Annotated in this window: 14 protein-coding genes; 6 read left to right on the forward strand and 8 right to left on the reverse strand. The window is 73.1% G+C overall.

The genetic code is table 11. The features are described 5' to 3' along the window. Positions 1-12: 12 nt before the first annotated feature. Positions 13-2,949 carry a helix-turn-helix transcriptional regulator gene (locus AC6CH9_RS16120; RefSeq protein WP_498155806.1) on the reverse strand — a complete coding sequence of 979 codons (2,937 nt, stop codon included), beginning with the start codon at positions 2,947-2,949 and terminating at the stop codon, positions 13-15. 119 nt (positions 2,950-3,068) lie between these two features. Then, a complete protein-coding gene (locus AC6CH9_RS16125) occupies positions 3,069-3,212 on the reverse strand; it encodes a hypothetical protein (RefSeq protein WP_156186302.1) in 144 nt (47 codons plus the stop codon). 238 nt (positions 3,213-3,450) lie between these two features. On the opposite strand from AC6CH9_RS16125, the gene AC6CH9_RS16130 reads away from it, so the two are divergent. The 4 genes from AC6CH9_RS16130 (at position 3,451) to AC6CH9_RS16145 (ending at position 9,802) form a co-directional block, all read left to right on the forward strand. After that, entirely contained in the window at positions 3,451-4,713 is a 1,263-nt protein-coding gene (locus AC6CH9_RS16130) for a GNAT family N-acetyltransferase (RefSeq protein WP_498155807.1), read from the forward strand. A gap of 106 nt (positions 4,714-4,819) precedes the next feature. Beyond that, on the forward strand, positions 4,820-5,512 hold the full coding sequence (locus tag AC6CH9_RS16135) for a hypothetical protein (protein ID WP_253691315.1): 693 nt from the start codon (positions 4,820-4,822) through the stop codon (positions 5,510-5,512). A gap of 7 nt (positions 5,513-5,519) precedes the next feature. Beyond that, positions 5,520-5,909 (forward strand): UBP-type zinc finger domain-containing protein, encoded by a 390-nt coding sequence (locus tag AC6CH9_RS16140; RefSeq protein ID WP_498155808.1) that lies wholly within the window; start codon positions 5,520-5,522, stop codon positions 5,907-5,909. A gap of 314 nt (positions 5,910-6,223) precedes the next feature. After that, positions 6,224-9,802 carry a LamG-like jellyroll fold domain-containing protein gene (locus tag AC6CH9_RS16145; RefSeq protein ID WP_498155809.1) on the forward strand — a complete coding sequence of 1,193 codons (3,579 nt, stop codon included), beginning with the start codon at positions 6,224-6,226 and terminating at the stop codon, positions 9,800-9,802. Positions 9,803-9,882: 80 nt separating this feature from the next. On the opposite strand, the gene AC6CH9_RS16150 is transcribed toward AC6CH9_RS16145, so the two are convergent. From AC6CH9_RS16150 to AC6CH9_RS16165, 4 genes are all read right to left on the reverse strand, one after another. Next, positions 9,883-10,095 carry a hypothetical protein gene (locus AC6CH9_RS16150; RefSeq protein WP_144425395.1) on the reverse strand — a complete coding sequence of 71 codons (213 nt, stop codon included), beginning with the start codon at positions 10,093-10,095 and terminating at the stop codon, positions 9,883-9,885. A 19-nt stretch (positions 10,096-10,114) separates the two neighbouring features. Then, positions 10,115-10,465 carry a LapA family protein gene (locus AC6CH9_RS16155; protein ID WP_053369162.1) on the reverse strand — a complete coding sequence of 117 codons (351 nt, stop codon included), beginning with the start codon at positions 10,463-10,465 and terminating at the stop codon, positions 10,115-10,117. Between the two features lie 126 nt (positions 10,466-10,591). After that, a complete protein-coding gene (locus AC6CH9_RS16160; RefSeq protein WP_498155810.1) occupies positions 10,592-11,602 on the reverse strand; it encodes a fatty acid desaturase family protein in 1,011 nt (336 codons plus the stop codon). A 70-nt stretch (positions 11,603-11,672) separates the two neighbouring features. After that, the gene (locus AC6CH9_RS16165; protein ID WP_144425396.1) at positions 11,673-12,125 is read right to left on the reverse strand and encodes a hypothetical protein; all 453 of its coding nucleotides are present in this window, start codon (positions 12,123-12,125) and stop codon (positions 11,673-11,675) included. A gap of 312 nt (positions 12,126-12,437) precedes the next feature. Between AC6CH9_RS16165 and AC6CH9_RS16170 the strand changes: the two genes are divergently transcribed. After that, positions 12,438-12,743 carry a DUF6221 family protein gene (locus tag AC6CH9_RS16170; protein ID WP_498155811.1) on the forward strand — a complete coding sequence of 102 codons (306 nt, stop codon included), beginning with the start codon at positions 12,438-12,440 and terminating at the stop codon, positions 12,741-12,743. Positions 12,744-12,932: 189 nt separating this feature from the next. Then, positions 12,933-13,154, forward strand: coding sequence for a hypothetical protein (locus AC6CH9_RS16175; RefSeq protein WP_053369166.1), 222 nt, complete (start codon positions 12,933-12,935; stop codon positions 13,152-13,154). A gap of 50 nt (positions 13,155-13,204) precedes the next feature. Here AC6CH9_RS16175 and AC6CH9_RS16180 read toward each other — a convergent pair whose 3' ends face one another. Both AC6CH9_RS16180 and AC6CH9_RS16185 read right to left on the reverse strand, forming a co-directional pair. Next, positions 13,205-13,666, reverse strand: coding sequence for an ATP-binding protein (locus AC6CH9_RS16180; protein ID WP_053369167.1), 462 nt, complete (start codon positions 13,664-13,666; stop codon positions 13,205-13,207). 26 nt (positions 13,667-13,692) lie between these two features. After that, positions 13,693-13,962: a GlsB/YeaQ/YmgE family stress response membrane protein gene (locus tag AC6CH9_RS16185; protein ID WP_053369168.1), complete on the reverse strand. Its 270-nt coding sequence runs from the start codon at positions 13,960-13,962 to the stop codon at positions 13,693-13,695. Positions 13,963-14,051: the final 89 nt, after the last annotated feature.

The following is a 14,051-nucleotide window of genomic DNA, read 5'->3' on the forward strand; positions in this document are numbered from 1 at the left end:
GAGCCCATCGCGTCAGACCTCGAGCAGCCCGCGCTGGTGCGCGAGCGAGACGGCCTCGGCGCGACCGGACGCGCCGAGCTTGGCCAGGACGTTGGACACGTGCACGCTCACCGTCTTCGCGGAGATGAACAGGCGCTCGCCGATCTGCCGGTTGGTCAGGCCCTGCGCGACGAGCAGCAGGACCTCCTCCTCGCGCTCGGTGAGCACCGCCGTCGTGGACCGCCGGACTCCGGGCAGGTCGAGCCGGCCGCGGCGCCCCAGCGCGCGCACCGCCTCCGCCAGCGGGGCCGCGCCCATCGACTCCGCCTCCTCGAGCGCCTGCGCCGCCTCGATCTCGGCCGCGTTGCGGTCGCCTGCCCCGAGCAGCGCCTGTGCCCAGCGGAAGCGCGAGCGCGCCACCTCGTACCGGTAGCCGTAGTCGAAGAGGCGTGTCGTCTCCTCCCACAGCGCCGGGTCGTCCTCGCCCGTGAGCCGCGAGTGCTCGGCCGCGGCACGCGCGAGCCAGGCGCGCCCCTCGGGCCCCAGGCGACCGCCGCGGGGTCGGCCGCGCTCCGCCGTCGTGCGCGCCGCCTCCAGCAGCTCGTCGCCGCGCGCGACGAGCGCCGCGACCTGCCCGGCACCGGCTGCGCCCTGGAGGCGCGCCGCGTCGGCGGCGTCGGCGAGCGCGGCGAGCGCGAGCGCCGAGATCCAGATGCGGCCGAGGAAGTAGTCGCTCCACGTGCGGCCCAGGTGGTCCACGAGCTCGACGGCGAGCGCGACCGCCTCCTCGTCGCGCCCCGCCCACGTGAGCGCGTCGATCGAGCAGCCGCCGGAGATGAGCGCGATCTGCCCGTCCCGGAACCAGTCCCGCCGCAGGGCCGTGCCCCGGGCGAGCGCGTCGTCGTCGCCGCGCGCCACCGCCGCGTAGAGCTGCACGCAGGAGAGCTGCGGGGCGGACCCCTCCGGCATGGTCTCCCCAGTGGTCTCGGTGGGCGTGAGGTCGCCGAGCACGTAGCGCACGAGGTCGCGGAACAGGCGCAGCTCCACGCCGTACGCGCTCCAGCCGAGCCCGGTCGCGCGCGCCCGGTCGAGGCCGTCGGCCGTCACCTGCAGCGCCTCGTCGATGCGGCCCGCGTAGTAGCGGTTGGCCGCGATGTTGTACCAGCAGCGCAGCTCGGTGAGGATGTCGCCCGCCTCGACGGCGCGCTCCCTGGCCTGGGCGAGCAGCACCGCGGCCCGGTCGTCGTCCGCGACCTCGAGGATCGCCATCGTGGTGAGCACGTCGGCCTCGACGTCGGGGGCGTCGAGCCGGTGCGCGACGTCCAGCGCCTGGGCGGCGACCTCCGCGGCGAGCTCGTCGAGGTCGGCGTTCATCGCGGCGCGCGCCCGCATCGCGAGCGTCCACGCGCGATCGAGCGACGGCGGCTCCTCCGGGAGCACGGCCAGCGCAGCCTCGGTGTGGGCGAGGGTCTCCTCGACCTCCTCCGTGCCGAGCAGGTAGCGGGACAGCACGTGGCGCAGCGACGCCTGGCGCATCGGGTCGCTGGCCGTCCCCTCGACGACCTTCCGGGCGAGCGCGACCGCGCGGTCCGGCTCGCCCGCGCGGCTCGCCGCCCCGGCCGCGGCGAGCGCGACGGTGACGCGGTCCTCGCCGAGGAGGTCCGCGGAGTCGGGCACCGCCTGCCAGAGCGCGAGCACCTGCTCGAGGTGCCGCAGCTCCTCCGCGGGCGCGAGCACGCGCGCGGCCTTGCGGGCGGCGGCGCGCGACGCCGTCAGGGCGGCCGGGAGGTCGTGCGCCGCGAGCGCGTGGTGCGCGCGCAACGCGTGGGACCCGAGCGTGGCGTCGTCGTCGAGCGCGGCGAGGTACGCGCGGTGCACGCCCACGCGCTCGCCCGGCAGCAGGTCGGACGCGACGGCCTCGGCGAGCAGCGCGTGACGGAACACGACCGTGTCGCGCGCGCCGTCGCCCTCGACCGCGAGGACGTGGTGCGCGATCGCCTCGCGCAGCGCCGCGTCGAACGAGCGCCCGGTGGCCGTCTCGCCGTCCACGGCGTCTCGCGCGAGCGCGGCGCGCAGGAGCGGCTCGCTCACCTGGCGCCCGGATACCGACGCAACCCGGACGAGGTGCTGCACGGCCGGGTCGAGCACCTCGAGGCGGGCGCGCAGGACGTCCGCGAGGGACCAGGGCAGCTCGTCGTCGAGGCCCGACTCGACGAGCTCCTCGGCGAAGTACGCGTTGCCCTCGGAGCGCGTCCGGACGGACTCGAACGCGTCGGGCAGCAGGGGAGCGCCCGCGAGCGCGGTGGTGAACTCGCGCAGCTCGCCCTCCGTGAAGGGCGAGAGCTGCACGTGCTCGACGCGCGGGTGTCGCAGCAGCTCCGCGAGCACCGGGCGCAGGGGGTGGCGGCGGTGCAGGTCGTCCGCGCGGTAGCTCGCGACGACGAGCACGTGCTCGGCGCGCAGGCGCGCGACCACGAAGCGCAGGACGTCGCGGCTCGACGGGTCCGCCCAGTGCAGGTCCTCGACGACGAGCACGAGCGGGGCCTCGGCCGTCCCCGACGCGGCGAGCGCGGCCGCGACGCTCTCGAAGAGCTGGAGGCGCTCGCCCTGGCTCTGCTCGTCGTCCGCCGGCGTGCCGGCGTCGAGCAGGCGCGCGAGCGCGGGCCGTGCGGCCACGGTCTCGTCGACCGCGGGGTGCTGGGCGCGCAGCGTCGTCAGCGCCTCGGAGAAGGGGAGGTAGGGGAGGCCGACCTCGCCGAGGTCGACGCAGTGGCTCCAGACGACGGTCGCCCCGCTCCCGGCGGCCAGCTCGGCCGCGCGCGTGAGGAGGCGGGTCTTGCCGACCCCCGCGTCCGCGCCCACGAGCACCACTCCCGGCTCGCCCCGGCGCGCGCGCTCGACCGCCGCGGAGAGCGCGTCGAGCTCGGCGGCGCGAGCCACGAAGGGCGCGCGCGAGGAGGGGCGTGGCACGGCTCCCATCCTCGCAGCGTGCACCGACACGTGACCAGCGGATAGGCCACGGGAGCCCCCGCCGGACACGACGACGCCGCCGACGAGACGGTTCTCGTCGACGGCGTCGGGCGGCGCGGTCACCGCGCCGGGCGGTCGTGGCGCTGACGGCGTCCCCGCCACCAGTGCAGCAGCGAGGGCTCGTCGTGCCGGAAGTCGTCACGCAGGCGCTGCGTGCGGTAGGTGAGATCCGCCTCGAAGGTCGGATCGAACTGTGCGCTCATGGTCGTCCCCGTCTCTGCAGGCACCCTGCCTGTCCGACACTCACGTTCGTCCTGAGCACCGGGCCGTCGCATCGGACGACCGCGCACGGTTCGGGGGAGGGTGCCTTAGGCGGTGCCCGTCCGCGACCCTGAGGCGTCTGAGGTGGGCCGTCGCGACTAAGGCACCCGGACCGCCCGTCGACGCTCGCTCCCGAAATCCGGTGGACGGCATCGACCCGTGGGGACTATCACCAGGGGCATGACGACCCTTGCGCCCTCCTCGTTCGACGTCCGGCCGCTGGAGCAGGAGGACCGCGACCGGGCCCTGGACGTCGTGTGGCGGGCGTTCGGGTGGGGGTACCGGCAGGACTCCGCCGACGACGTCTTCGCCGGCCGGTCGATCGAGGCCGACCGCACCCTCGTCGCGGTCGGCGGCCCGGGCGGGGACGTCGTCGGGACCGCGAGCGCCTACTCGCTGCGGATGACGATGCCCGGCGGGGGTCTGCTGCCCGTCGCGGGAGTGTGGATGGTGACCGTCGCCCCGACGCACCGCCGGCGCGGGGTCATGACGGCGATGATGCGCCGCCAGCTCGCCGACCTCGCGGCCGGGGGCGAGGCGGTGGCCGCGCTCTGGGCGACGGAGGCCGGTGTGTACGGACGCCACGGCTACGGGATCGCGTCGTGGCGCCAGCCCGTCGAGGTCGACCTCTCGCGCGCGGCGTTCACTCCGCACGCCCGCGATCTCGCGGCGCGGTCGTCGGCCCGCCTGCACCTGATGTCGCTGACGAGCGCTCTGCCCCACCTGGCCGCAGTCCACGACGACCTCCTGGGCTCGCGGCCCGGGACGCTCGCGCGCGACGCGGACCGGTGGCAGTTCCTCCTCGGCGGTGGTGACGGGAGGGCGCCGGCCGAGATCGTCGTCGCCCTCGGGCCCGACGGGCCCACCGGGTACGCGGCGTACCGGGTCCGCGAGGGGAAGCCCGGGCTGGTGCCGGCGGGCGTCGTCGCCGTCCAGGAGGTGAGCGCCACGGACCCGGCCACCCACGCACAGCTCTGGCGCTACCTGCTCGACCTCGACCTCATGAGCACGCTGGCGTGCGAGTCGCGCCCCGTGCCGGACCCGCTGGCGCACCTGCTCGCCGACCACCGGCGGATGCACACGCGGCTCGACGAGGCACTGTGGGTCCGCGTCGTCGACGTCGAGCGCGCGCTCGCCGCGCGTGCCTTCGCCGCGCCCGTCGACGTCGTCCTCGAGGTCGCCGACGACGTGGTTCCCGCCAACGCCGGGCGGTGGCACGTCGTCGTCGGCGAGGCGGGCGGCACCGCCGTCGTGCGCCGGACCGACGCGCGGCCCGACCTCTCGCTGGACGTCGCCGACCTGGGAGCGGCCCACCTGGGCGCCACGCCGCTGCACGTCCTCGCGCTGGCCGGGCGCGTCGTCGAGCACACGCCCGGCGCGGTCGCCGCCGCGTCGGCGGCCTGGTCGTGGTCGCCGACCGCGCACACCGCGGAGATCTTCTGAGCCGTCCCGTCCGCCGGACGTGACCGGGGTCACTCCTCCCGTTGCCAACGGCCGGGGCCCGGCGCAGACTGGACGGAGGACCGGACCCGCCTGTGGGGGTGACCTCGTGACCGACACCTACGACATGCTGCCGATGCTGGGCCGTGGCAAGCACCGCAACCCGAAGAAGGGCGCGTGCTTCATGGAGCTCGCGTCCTACCTCGCGGGGGAGCGGTGGAGCGACCATCCACGGTGCACGCACCCGCTGCTCGCGATGCTGGCGCGCGCCGTGAACGACCTCACGGTCGACCCGGAGCGCCCCAAGCTCGCGCCGCTCATCCCGTCCGTCATCGGGCTGACGAGCGACGACCCGCACTGGGACGTGCGTATCTCGCTGCGCGCCGCGGTCGCAGCGCTGCCGATCGCCCCGGCGGACCGGCAGCAGACGCTCGCCGTCGCGATCATCGGCGCCGAGAAGATGCTCGACGTCCTCGACGACCGCCCCGCGGGCACGCTCAGCGCCGAGTCGGCTGACGCGCTCGCGAGCTGTCCGCGCACGGCACGCTGGGCGCAGCGGTTCTGCGAGGGCGCGCGGCTGCGGCCGAGCCGGTTCGTGCGCGACGCCGCGCCGAGCATCATCTCCGCGGCGGTGCAGGGCATCGCCGAGGCGTGCGTGCCCGACCCGGACGAACGGCTGCGCGCGCTGCTCGCCGCGACGATCGACGACTGCCGGGCCTGGGACGACGCCGAGCCCGCGCCGGCGCTCGACCCCGAGTCGTGGGCACCCGTCGTGCGGCCGTCCGCCGTCGGGACCCGGTGAGCCGCCGGTGAGCGTCACGGGGGACGGGCTCGACGAGAGCCTGGGCGCGCAGCTCTGGGCCGCCGTCGACCCGGCCGTCCCGCCCAGCGGCACCGGCTGCGCGGAGTGCGACGCGGACGGCGGGTGGTGGGTCCACCTGCGCCGGTGCGCGACGTGCGGCCACGTGGGGTGCTGCGACACGTCGCCGGCCCAGCACGCGACGGCGCACTTCCAGGAGACCGGTCACCGCCTCATGCGCTCGTTCGAGCCCGGCGAGGACTGGTACTGGGACTACGAGACGTCGCAGGTGCTCGACGGCCCGCACCTCGCGGCGCCGCTCTCGCGCCCTCCGGAGCAGGGATCGCCCGCGCCGGCCGACCGCGTTCCGTCCGACTGGACGTCCCTCATCCACCGCTGACGACCTCGCCCGTCGCCGAACCCGGGGTCGCTCCTCACCTGAGCCGTCGTGTGAGGAGCGACGCCCGGGTTCGGCGTATCTCGGGACCGCGAGGCCCGGTCGGTGATGTGGTGTGCTGTTACCTGTTGTCTTTTTCTGGTGGAAGTTGTTTGATTCTGGGGAGACGTCGTGCGGTGCGCCAAGGAGGGTGACCGCCGGACACGGGTGCCCGGTATGCCGCCGCGTCGGAGCAGTCCCTGGATTCACTCGACGAGGAGGAAGCACGGATGCAGTCCATGACAGCGGTAGCACCCCCACGGGGCAGACCGGCGAGGATGGTCGCCGCGGCGCTGGCTGCCGCACTCACGGTCCCCTTGGCCGTGGCGACGGCGGTCGGGGCGACCGCGACGCCGGCGGCCACGACCACGGACGAGGCGGGCGCGCAGGACGTGGCGGCCCAGGACCTCGCGCTCGACAACGGCCTCAAGGGCGAGTACTTCCTGTCCGGCGGCCCCGGCTGGCCGCTCACCGACCTCAAGGCCACGATCCCCGACCAGCGGATCGAGTTCCCCAACCTGGTCCCGACGTTCGCGGAGCTCACGGGCCGCGGCGAGCGCACGTCAGCGCGCTGGACGGGCCAGATCACGCCCGACTTCAGCGAGGCGTACACGTTCTCCGCGATCGGCGACAACGGCTTCCGGCTGTGGATCGACGACCAGCTCGTCATCGACCACTGGGTCGACGACTGGGACGTCGAGCAGACCTCCGCCCCGGTCCAGCTCCAGGCGGGCCAGGAGTACTCGTTCCGCATGGAGATGTTCCAGAACACGGGTGGCGCGCACCTCCGGTTGCGGTGGCAGAGCCCGTCGCAGGAACGTGAGATCGTGCCGACCGACGCGTTCACCTACCCCGACGACTTCGTCGTCTTCCCCGCGCAGGCCGCGCTCGAGAGCGACGGCACGAGCCTCAACGTGACGTTCCAGGGCGCGGCGGGCGGCGTCGACGAGAGCCTCGTCGACCACCTCAAGGTCCAGGTGGACCAGCTCGCGTGGCCCGTCGCGCAGGTCGCGGCGCAGGGCGACGTCCTGGGCATCACGCTCGCCGAGCCCGTCGACCGCGCGTCGACCGCGCGCCTCGTCTACGACGGCGAGGGCGACCTCACGGTCGGCGGGGAGAAGGTCGGCGCGCTCAACCTGCCGGTCACCAACGGGTCCGACTTCCGGATCCAGACCCCGTGGGCCGACGACTTCGACCCCACCAACCCCCTGCCGGAGTACCCGCGCCCGCAGCTCACGCGCGACGCGTGGCAGAACCTCAACGGCGTCTGGCAGTTCGAGGCGGCGGAGTCCGACGACGCCGTGCCGAGCGGCCGCGACCTCGACGAGGAGATCGTCGTCCCGTACGCGGTCGAGTCCGCGCTCTCGGGCATCGAGCGCCGCGAGGACGACATGTTCTACCGCCGCACCTTCGAGGTGCCGCAGGACTGGGCGGTCGGCAGCGACAACCGCCTGCGCGTCAACTTCGGCGCGGTCGACTACCTCGCCACCGTGTACGTCAACGGCACCGAGGTCGGCACCCACCGCGGCGGGTACGAGTCGTTCTCCGTGGACGTCACCGACGCGCTCGTCGAGGGCTCCGAGCAGGAGCTCGTGGTGCGCGCCGTCGACACGACGGACGGCAGCAACCAGGCCGTCGGCAAGCAGACGCTCAACCCGGGCGGCATCTTCTACACCCCGACGTCGGGCATCTGGCAGACGGTGTGGATGGAGCCGGTCCCGACCGCGGCGATCGACGCCGTCGTCACGACGCCCGACGTCGAGGCCGGCGTCCTCGCGGTGACCGTGCAGTCGGCCTCCGCGTCCGACGACGCCGAGGTGACCGCCGTCGTGCGGGACGCCGAGGGCACCGAGGTCGGCACCGTCACCGGCGCTGCGAACGAGCTGCTCGCGGTCGAGATCCCGGACGCGCACCTGTGGTCGCCCGAGGACCCGTACCTCTACGACGTCGACGTCACCCTCACCGACGGCGAGGGCCAGACGACGAGCACCGACACGGTGGCCTCCTACGCGGGCATGCGCTCGATCGAGGTCGCCGAGGTGGACGGCGTCCAGCGCATCCTGCTGAACGGCGAGAAGACGTTCCTCATGTCGACGCTCGACCAGGGTTACTGGCCGGACGGCATCTACACGCCCGCGTCCGACGAGGCGTACGTGTTCGACCTCCAAGCCCACAAGGACCTCGGGTTCAACACGGTGCGCAAGCACATCAAGGTCGAGCCGGCCCGCTGGTACTACCACGCCGACACGCTGGGTCTCATGGTCTGGCAGGACATCCCGAGCGGCTGGTTCAACAACGGCGACACGAACCCGGCGTCCCGCGTCTTCTGGGAGCAGGAGATGAAGGACGTCATCGACCAGCACCGGTCGGTGCCGTCGATCGTCGGGTGGGTGACCTTCAACGAGGGCTGGGGCGAGTGGAACCTCGGCGACACGGCGCGGATCGGCAACACGATCGACGAGTACGACCCGAGCCGCATCCTCAACACGCACTCCGGCTACAACTGCTGCGCGTCCAAGGGTGACTCCAAGACGGGCGACATCATCGACTGGCACCAGTACACCGGCCCGGCCCTGCCGAAGCCGGACGCCACGCGCGCCGCGATCGACGGCGAGCACGGCGGCTTCTCGATGAGCGTCCCGGGCCACATGTGGCCGGGCGTGTCCGCCAACCCATACGGCGGCGTCGCGAACAGCGAGGCGCTGACCGACGCGTACGTGCAGAACACGGAGAAGCTCGTGCGGCCGGCGCAGTGCTACCTGTCCGGCTCGGTGTACACGGAGATCTCCGACGTCGAGAACGAGCTCAATGGCTTCTACACGTACGACCGCCGCGTGCTCAAGATGGACGCCGCGCGCGTCAAGGACGTCAACGAGCGGGTCGTCGCGGCGGCGAAGCAGGGCTCCGCGCCCGTCGACCCGGGCACCCCGGGCCTGACCGGCACGGGCCGCTGGTCGTTCGACGAGGGCCAGGGCACCACGGCGGCCGACGGCGTCGGCGACCACGCGGCGTCGGGCACGGGCACGTGGGTCGCCGGTCACGGCGACAGCGGGTCCGCGATCAAGCTCAACGGCACGAACCAGTCGTTCACGACCGAGGGGCCCGTCGTCGACACGACCGGCTCGTACACGATCTCTGCGTGGGCGCAGCTCGACAAGACGCCTGGCGGCGCGTGGTCGACGATCGTCGGCCAGGACTCGTCGCTCGGCTCGAGCGCGTTCTACCTCCAGTACGGCGGCGGCGGCCGGTGGGCCTTCTCCTACGAGGGGGAGCCGCGGGCGGAGTACGTCGTGCAGCCCGTGCTGGGCGACTGGTACCACGTCGTGGGCGTCCGCGACGCGGCCGACCAGAAGCTCAAGCTCTACGTCAACGGTGAGCTCGTCGGCCAGTCCGACGTGTGCGGCGGCACCACGCCGTCCGGCCCGCTGACGATCGGGCGCGGGCAGTGGAGCGGCAACCCCGTCGACTACTGGCCGGGCACGATCGACGACGTGCGCGTCTTCGACCGGGCGCTGTCCGACGCCGAGATCGCCCAGGTCTACGCCGGCGACGACGGCGAGGAGCCGACGCTCGACGTGACGGTCACCGCGCAGACGCGCTGCCTCGCGGGCAAGGCCTACGTGGCCGTGCGCGCGACGAACGGCGAGGACGTCCCCGTGGACGTCACCCTCGCCACGCCGTTCGGGACCAAGGCGTTCACCGCCGTGGCCCCGGGGGCGAACGCGTACCAGTCGTTCGCGGTGCGCGGCACGTCCATCGAGGCGGGCGAGGCGACCGTCACCGCGACGGCCACGGTCGACGGCGAGCCGGTCTCCACGGAGGTCGTCGCGCCGTACGACGCGACCACCTGCGGCTGAGCCGCGAGCCCTGACAGCAGACGCCAGGCCCGCCCCGTCCGGTTCTCCGGGCGGGGCGGGCCCGGGTTGTCGCGCGCGGGTTACGACGGTGGGGCCCGGGTGGTCGTGGCGCGGTGGTTCCACGCGGCGATGGCGCTGTCGAGACGTGCCCGGGCGGCGACGTAGTGGATGAGATCGATGGGCGCGTCGTGGTCGACGACCGAGATGACGCCTTCCATCTCACGTTGGGAAGCGTCGATCTCGCCGACCAGGTCGGTGGAGCGTCGTGGTGGGGTCTCGCGGTCGTCGGTCATGGGGTGCGAGCCGCGTGCGCTAGAGGCGGTGTGCGAGGCGTCGGCGGAGCTGGTGGATGCGGAGGGTGCCGACGACCAGGGCGACGATCCCGACGCCGATCCCCGCGATGAGCAGGGCCAGGGCCAGGGGGACGGAGCCTTGCCAGCCGAGGAACGAGACGAGCACGAGCTGGGTGTTCTGGAGCATGAACACGATGAGCGCGACCAGGACGAGGGCGGCGACACAGAGGCCGACCCAGGTGGCTCCGGTGCGCGTGCGGGGAGTCCTGGTCGGGTTCCCGGAGGTGCGCGAGACGGGGTCTGGCCGCGTCACGCGCGCGGTCGCAGCGGGCTCGCCGTTGGTGGCGGAGCTGAGCGGGGTGGTGGCCATGGTGGCCTCCTAGCGGTTCCGGGCCCGCGCACCTCGGTGGGGGCACGTTCGCCGCGGATGCCCTCACAGTACGCCTCGTACCTGGGAGCCAACCTGGGAGCGGCTGTGCGCGTGACGCCTCGATCCCTACCGGCCCAGGCTGGCGGCCAGGGGGCAGGAGAACGGTTCGCGCGCGCGTCCGGGGACGTCGTTGAGGTACTGGACGACGATCCGGTAGGAGGTGAAGAACCCGACCTCGGTGTAGGTCACGCCGAGCTGGGAGCAGTACTCGCGCACGAGGGGCTGGACGCGCTTCAGGTTCGGGCGCGGCATGCTGGGGAACAGATGGTGCTCGACCTGGCGGTTGAGACCGCCCATGAAGAAGTCGACGACCGGACCGCCGCGGATGTTGCGGGACATGAGGACCTGGCGGCGCAGGAAGTCGACGTCCGCGGTCGCCGGGACGATCGGCATGCCCTTGTGGTTCGGGGCGAACGCGCCCCCGAGCAGGATGCCGAAGACCGCGAGCTGCACGGCCAGGAACGCCGCCGCGACGGTCGGGGGGAGCAGGAGGCCCAGCACCACCAGGTAGAGCGCGAGCCGCACGAGCAGGACCGGGACCTCCACGCCACGGTGCGGCACGGACCGGCGCCCGAGCACCCGGCGCACGCTCGCGACGTGCAGGTGGAGGCCCTCCAGGGCGAGCAGGGGGAAGAAGTACCAGCCCTGCCGGCGTGCCAGCCACCCTCTCCAGCCGTGCCTGCTCGCCATGACCGCGGGCGTGAACGCGATCACGCCCGGTGAGATGTCGGGGTCGTGGCCCTCCTGGTTCGGGGCGGCGTGGTGGGCGTCGTGCTTTGCGGTCCACCAGGCGTGGCTGAGCCCGACGAGCGCGTTCGCGATGATGCGTGCGGTCCAGTCGTTCCAGGCGCGGGACCGGAACACCTGCCGGTGGGAGCTGTCGTGGCCCAGGAACGCGAGCTGGGCGAGCACGAGGGCGAGCACCACGGCCAGCAGGAGCTGCCACCAGGTGTCGCCCACGAGGACGATCCCCGCCCAGACGGCGCCGAACGCGGCGACGGTCAGGACGAGCCGGGTCCAGTAGTAGCCGTACCGCCGGCGCAGCAGGCCGGACTCGCGCACGATCTTCGCCAGCACCGAGTAGTCCCGAGCCGTCGATCGGGCCGCAGGCCGCACGCGGCCCGTCAACGCCAGGGGCTGCCGCGCCTCACTCGAAGCGGACACGGTCGGCCTCGGCCTTCACGCTCGCCGTGCGCAGCACCTCGGCCGCGCGCCACTCGGCCAGCTCGTCGGCCTTGCGCGTCCGCTCGTTCGTGATCGTCTCCTCGACGTCGCGCAGAACCGTCGCGATCTCGTGGGCCAGCCCACCGGAAAGCATGGCGAGGTTCGTGTTCTCGATGAGCAGGCGCCGGTCCTCCACCCGGAGGACGATGCCCGGATACCCGCGGTCGGCGAGCAGCGCGGTGACGGCGGGGAGCTCGAGCAACGCTTGCTCCGGACCAGACACCCGGCGGGAGAACACAGCGGTCACGGTGTACAGCTGGGGCTCGGCCTCGGTGCCGAGCTCGCGCGGCAGCGCGGTGTCCAGGACCCCCCGCAACTCCAGCGCGGTGTCCTGCACCCGCCCGAAAGAGGTGGGGGTAGGGGTGGTGGTGCTCATGGCGTCGTCCGATCCTCGGAACCGGCGGGCCGGCTCGCGTCCGCTGCCGTCGCGGCAGTCGGTGAGGCGCCAGGCGCCCCACTCAAGGAGATCGGTTCATCCTCCAGGTCGGGTTCATAACCCCCGTCATCGTCCCACCGCGCACCCGAGGTCTCCTCGTCCGGGGCATCCATCTCGCCCGGCGTCCGAGAGCCATCTCGATCGGCGTCACGTGGGCCGATCCGGCGATCAACCACACTTCGACACTACACCGGCAAGGGTTGCTCGCAGCGTGCGCCAGGGTCGTCGAGCAGCGAGTGGGAGGATGGGCAGATGGCGCTGACCGAGTTCCTGCTCGCCCGGATCGACGAGGACGAAGCAGCGTGCGCGAGCCTCGAGGACGAGTCGGGGCCACCGACGCCGTGGTCACGGTCGCGGCTGCTGACCGAGTGCGCGGTGAGACGGCGCATCATCACCCTCGCGTACGAGGCCACCGGGTACGACATGACCGCCGACCTCGAGCGGGGCAGCAACGACCGCGCCGAGAGCGGCATCGCCTTCGTCGGCGACCGCATCCTGCGGGCACTCGCCACGCCCTACGCCCAGCACCCGGACTTCGACCCTGCCTGGCGCACCTGACGACTCACCCACCGACCCCGACCCCCTTCGCGTGGCGAGCGGGCCCCGCACGGCGCATCGTCGGTAGCGCGGCCACGTGTCGCGGGGAATGCCGGTCGTGAAGCAGCCCGCTACCGGCGTGCCTCCCGACCCGGACGACGTACCGCGACCGCCAAGGGTCGAGAAGACAAGCCGAGAGCGTGGTCCGCCATGACCGTCATCGAGAAGTGGATCACCGTCGACTGCCCAGGCTGCGGCGGCCCCGCTCGTGCCCGCGTGCTGCACATCGTCGCCTGGGGATCGATCCCGGGAACCCGGATCCCGCACCGGGTCAGCATCCTGTGCCAGTACCACTGCTCGGTCACTCGTGACGAGGCGGCATCGGCCGTGCTGGTCTGCCCCGAGTGTCGGTCGCACGTCGCCTCGGTGTGATGTCCAGGGGGGTTGGTCAGCCAGCTGACCAACCCCCCTGAACACCACACCTAGGCCGCGAAGGTCGCCCACACGGTCTTGACCGTATCGGTGCGGTACCACCCGACGTCCAGCGAGAGCTGGCGGGCCATGTGGAGACCGACGCCGCCGGCACCGGGGATGCGGCGCCCGGCGTAGACCGGCTCGTGCGAGACGTCGTGGTCGGCGACCTCGAGGAGGAACCGGTCGTCGGTGCGGGCGAGCCGCACGATCGTCGGCGGCAGCCCGTGACGCAGTGCGTTGGTCGCGAGCTCCGACGCGATGAGGACGAGCGTGTCAGGGGTGGCGGACAGCCGCCCGGTCGTGACCACGCCCTCTGCCTCCAGGGCCTGGACCACTCCGGAACGGAGGGCCGAGAGCCCCTGGGTCGTGCTCAGCACCCACTCCCGGACGGGGCGGTAGCCCTCAGGCGGGTGGGAGGTGGTGAGCTCGTCGTCGTCGGTCGGGACGGCGATGGTCGGCAGGTCGTCCATGGAGCCCCCCGGTCGGTCGGTGCCCGTCAGGCGTTGCGTCGGTTCCCCTTGGTGACCGCGCCGTAGATCCCGAGCGTGATCAGCGAGCCGAGGATCGCGAGGAGCCAGGTCCGGAAGTCGCCGAGGTCACCCAGCGCCGTGCCGAAGAAGACCGAGCCGAGCCACCCACCGAGCAGCGCCCCGAGGATGCCCAGCAGGATCGTGATGATCAGCGAGCCCGTCTGCTTCCCCGGCAGCACCGCACGCGCGATGAGACCGGCGACGAGACCGAGGACGATGTACGCGAGCCAACCCATGGATTTCTCCTTTTTGTCTGCTGTGCGAGTTTTGCCCCCAGATCTGCCAGCATGGCAGGGACCGTCGCGGCTCGCACGCGGACGGCCCT

It is taken from the genome of Cellulosimicrobium sp. GQ32 (genome assembly GCF_059758455.1).

Excerpts from the sequence above, each read along its gene's own strand:
- AC6CH9_RS16125 (WP_156186302.1), bottom strand. The coding sequence starts at position 3,212 with ATGAGCGCACAGTTCGATCCGACCTTCGAGGCGGATCTCACCTACCGC.
- AC6CH9_RS16130 (WP_498155807.1), top strand. The coding sequence starts at position 3,451 with ATGACGACCCTTGCGCCCTCCTCGTTCGACGTCCGGCCGCTGGAGCAG.
- AC6CH9_RS16145 (WP_498155809.1), top strand. The coding sequence starts at position 6,224 with ATGGTCGCCGCGGCGCTGGCTGCCGCACTCACGGTCCCCTTGGCCGTG.
- AC6CH9_RS16150 (WP_144425395.1), bottom strand. The coding sequence starts at position 10,095 with ATGACCGACGACCGCGAGACCCCACCACGACGCTCCACCGACCTGGTC.
- AC6CH9_RS16155 (WP_053369162.1), bottom strand. The coding sequence starts at position 10,465 with ATGGCCACCACCCCGCTCAGCTCCGCCACCAACGGCGAGCCCGCTGCG.
- AC6CH9_RS16165 (WP_144425396.1), bottom strand. The coding sequence starts at position 12,125 with ATGAGCACCACCACCCCTACCCCCACCTCTTTCGGGCGGGTGCAGGAC.
- AC6CH9_RS16170 (WP_498155811.1), top strand. The coding sequence starts at position 12,438 with ATGGCGCTGACCGAGTTCCTGCTCGCCCGGATCGACGAGGACGAAGCA.
- AC6CH9_RS16175 (WP_053369166.1), top strand. The coding sequence starts at position 12,933 with ATGACCGTCATCGAGAAGTGGATCACCGTCGACTGCCCAGGCTGCGGC.
- AC6CH9_RS16180 (WP_053369167.1), bottom strand. The coding sequence starts at position 13,666 with ATGGACGACCTGCCGACCATCGCCGTCCCGACCGACGACGACGAGCTC.
- AC6CH9_RS16185 (WP_053369168.1), bottom strand. The coding sequence starts at position 13,962 with ATGGGTTGGCTCGCGTACATCGTCCTCGGTCTCGTCGCCGGTCTCATC.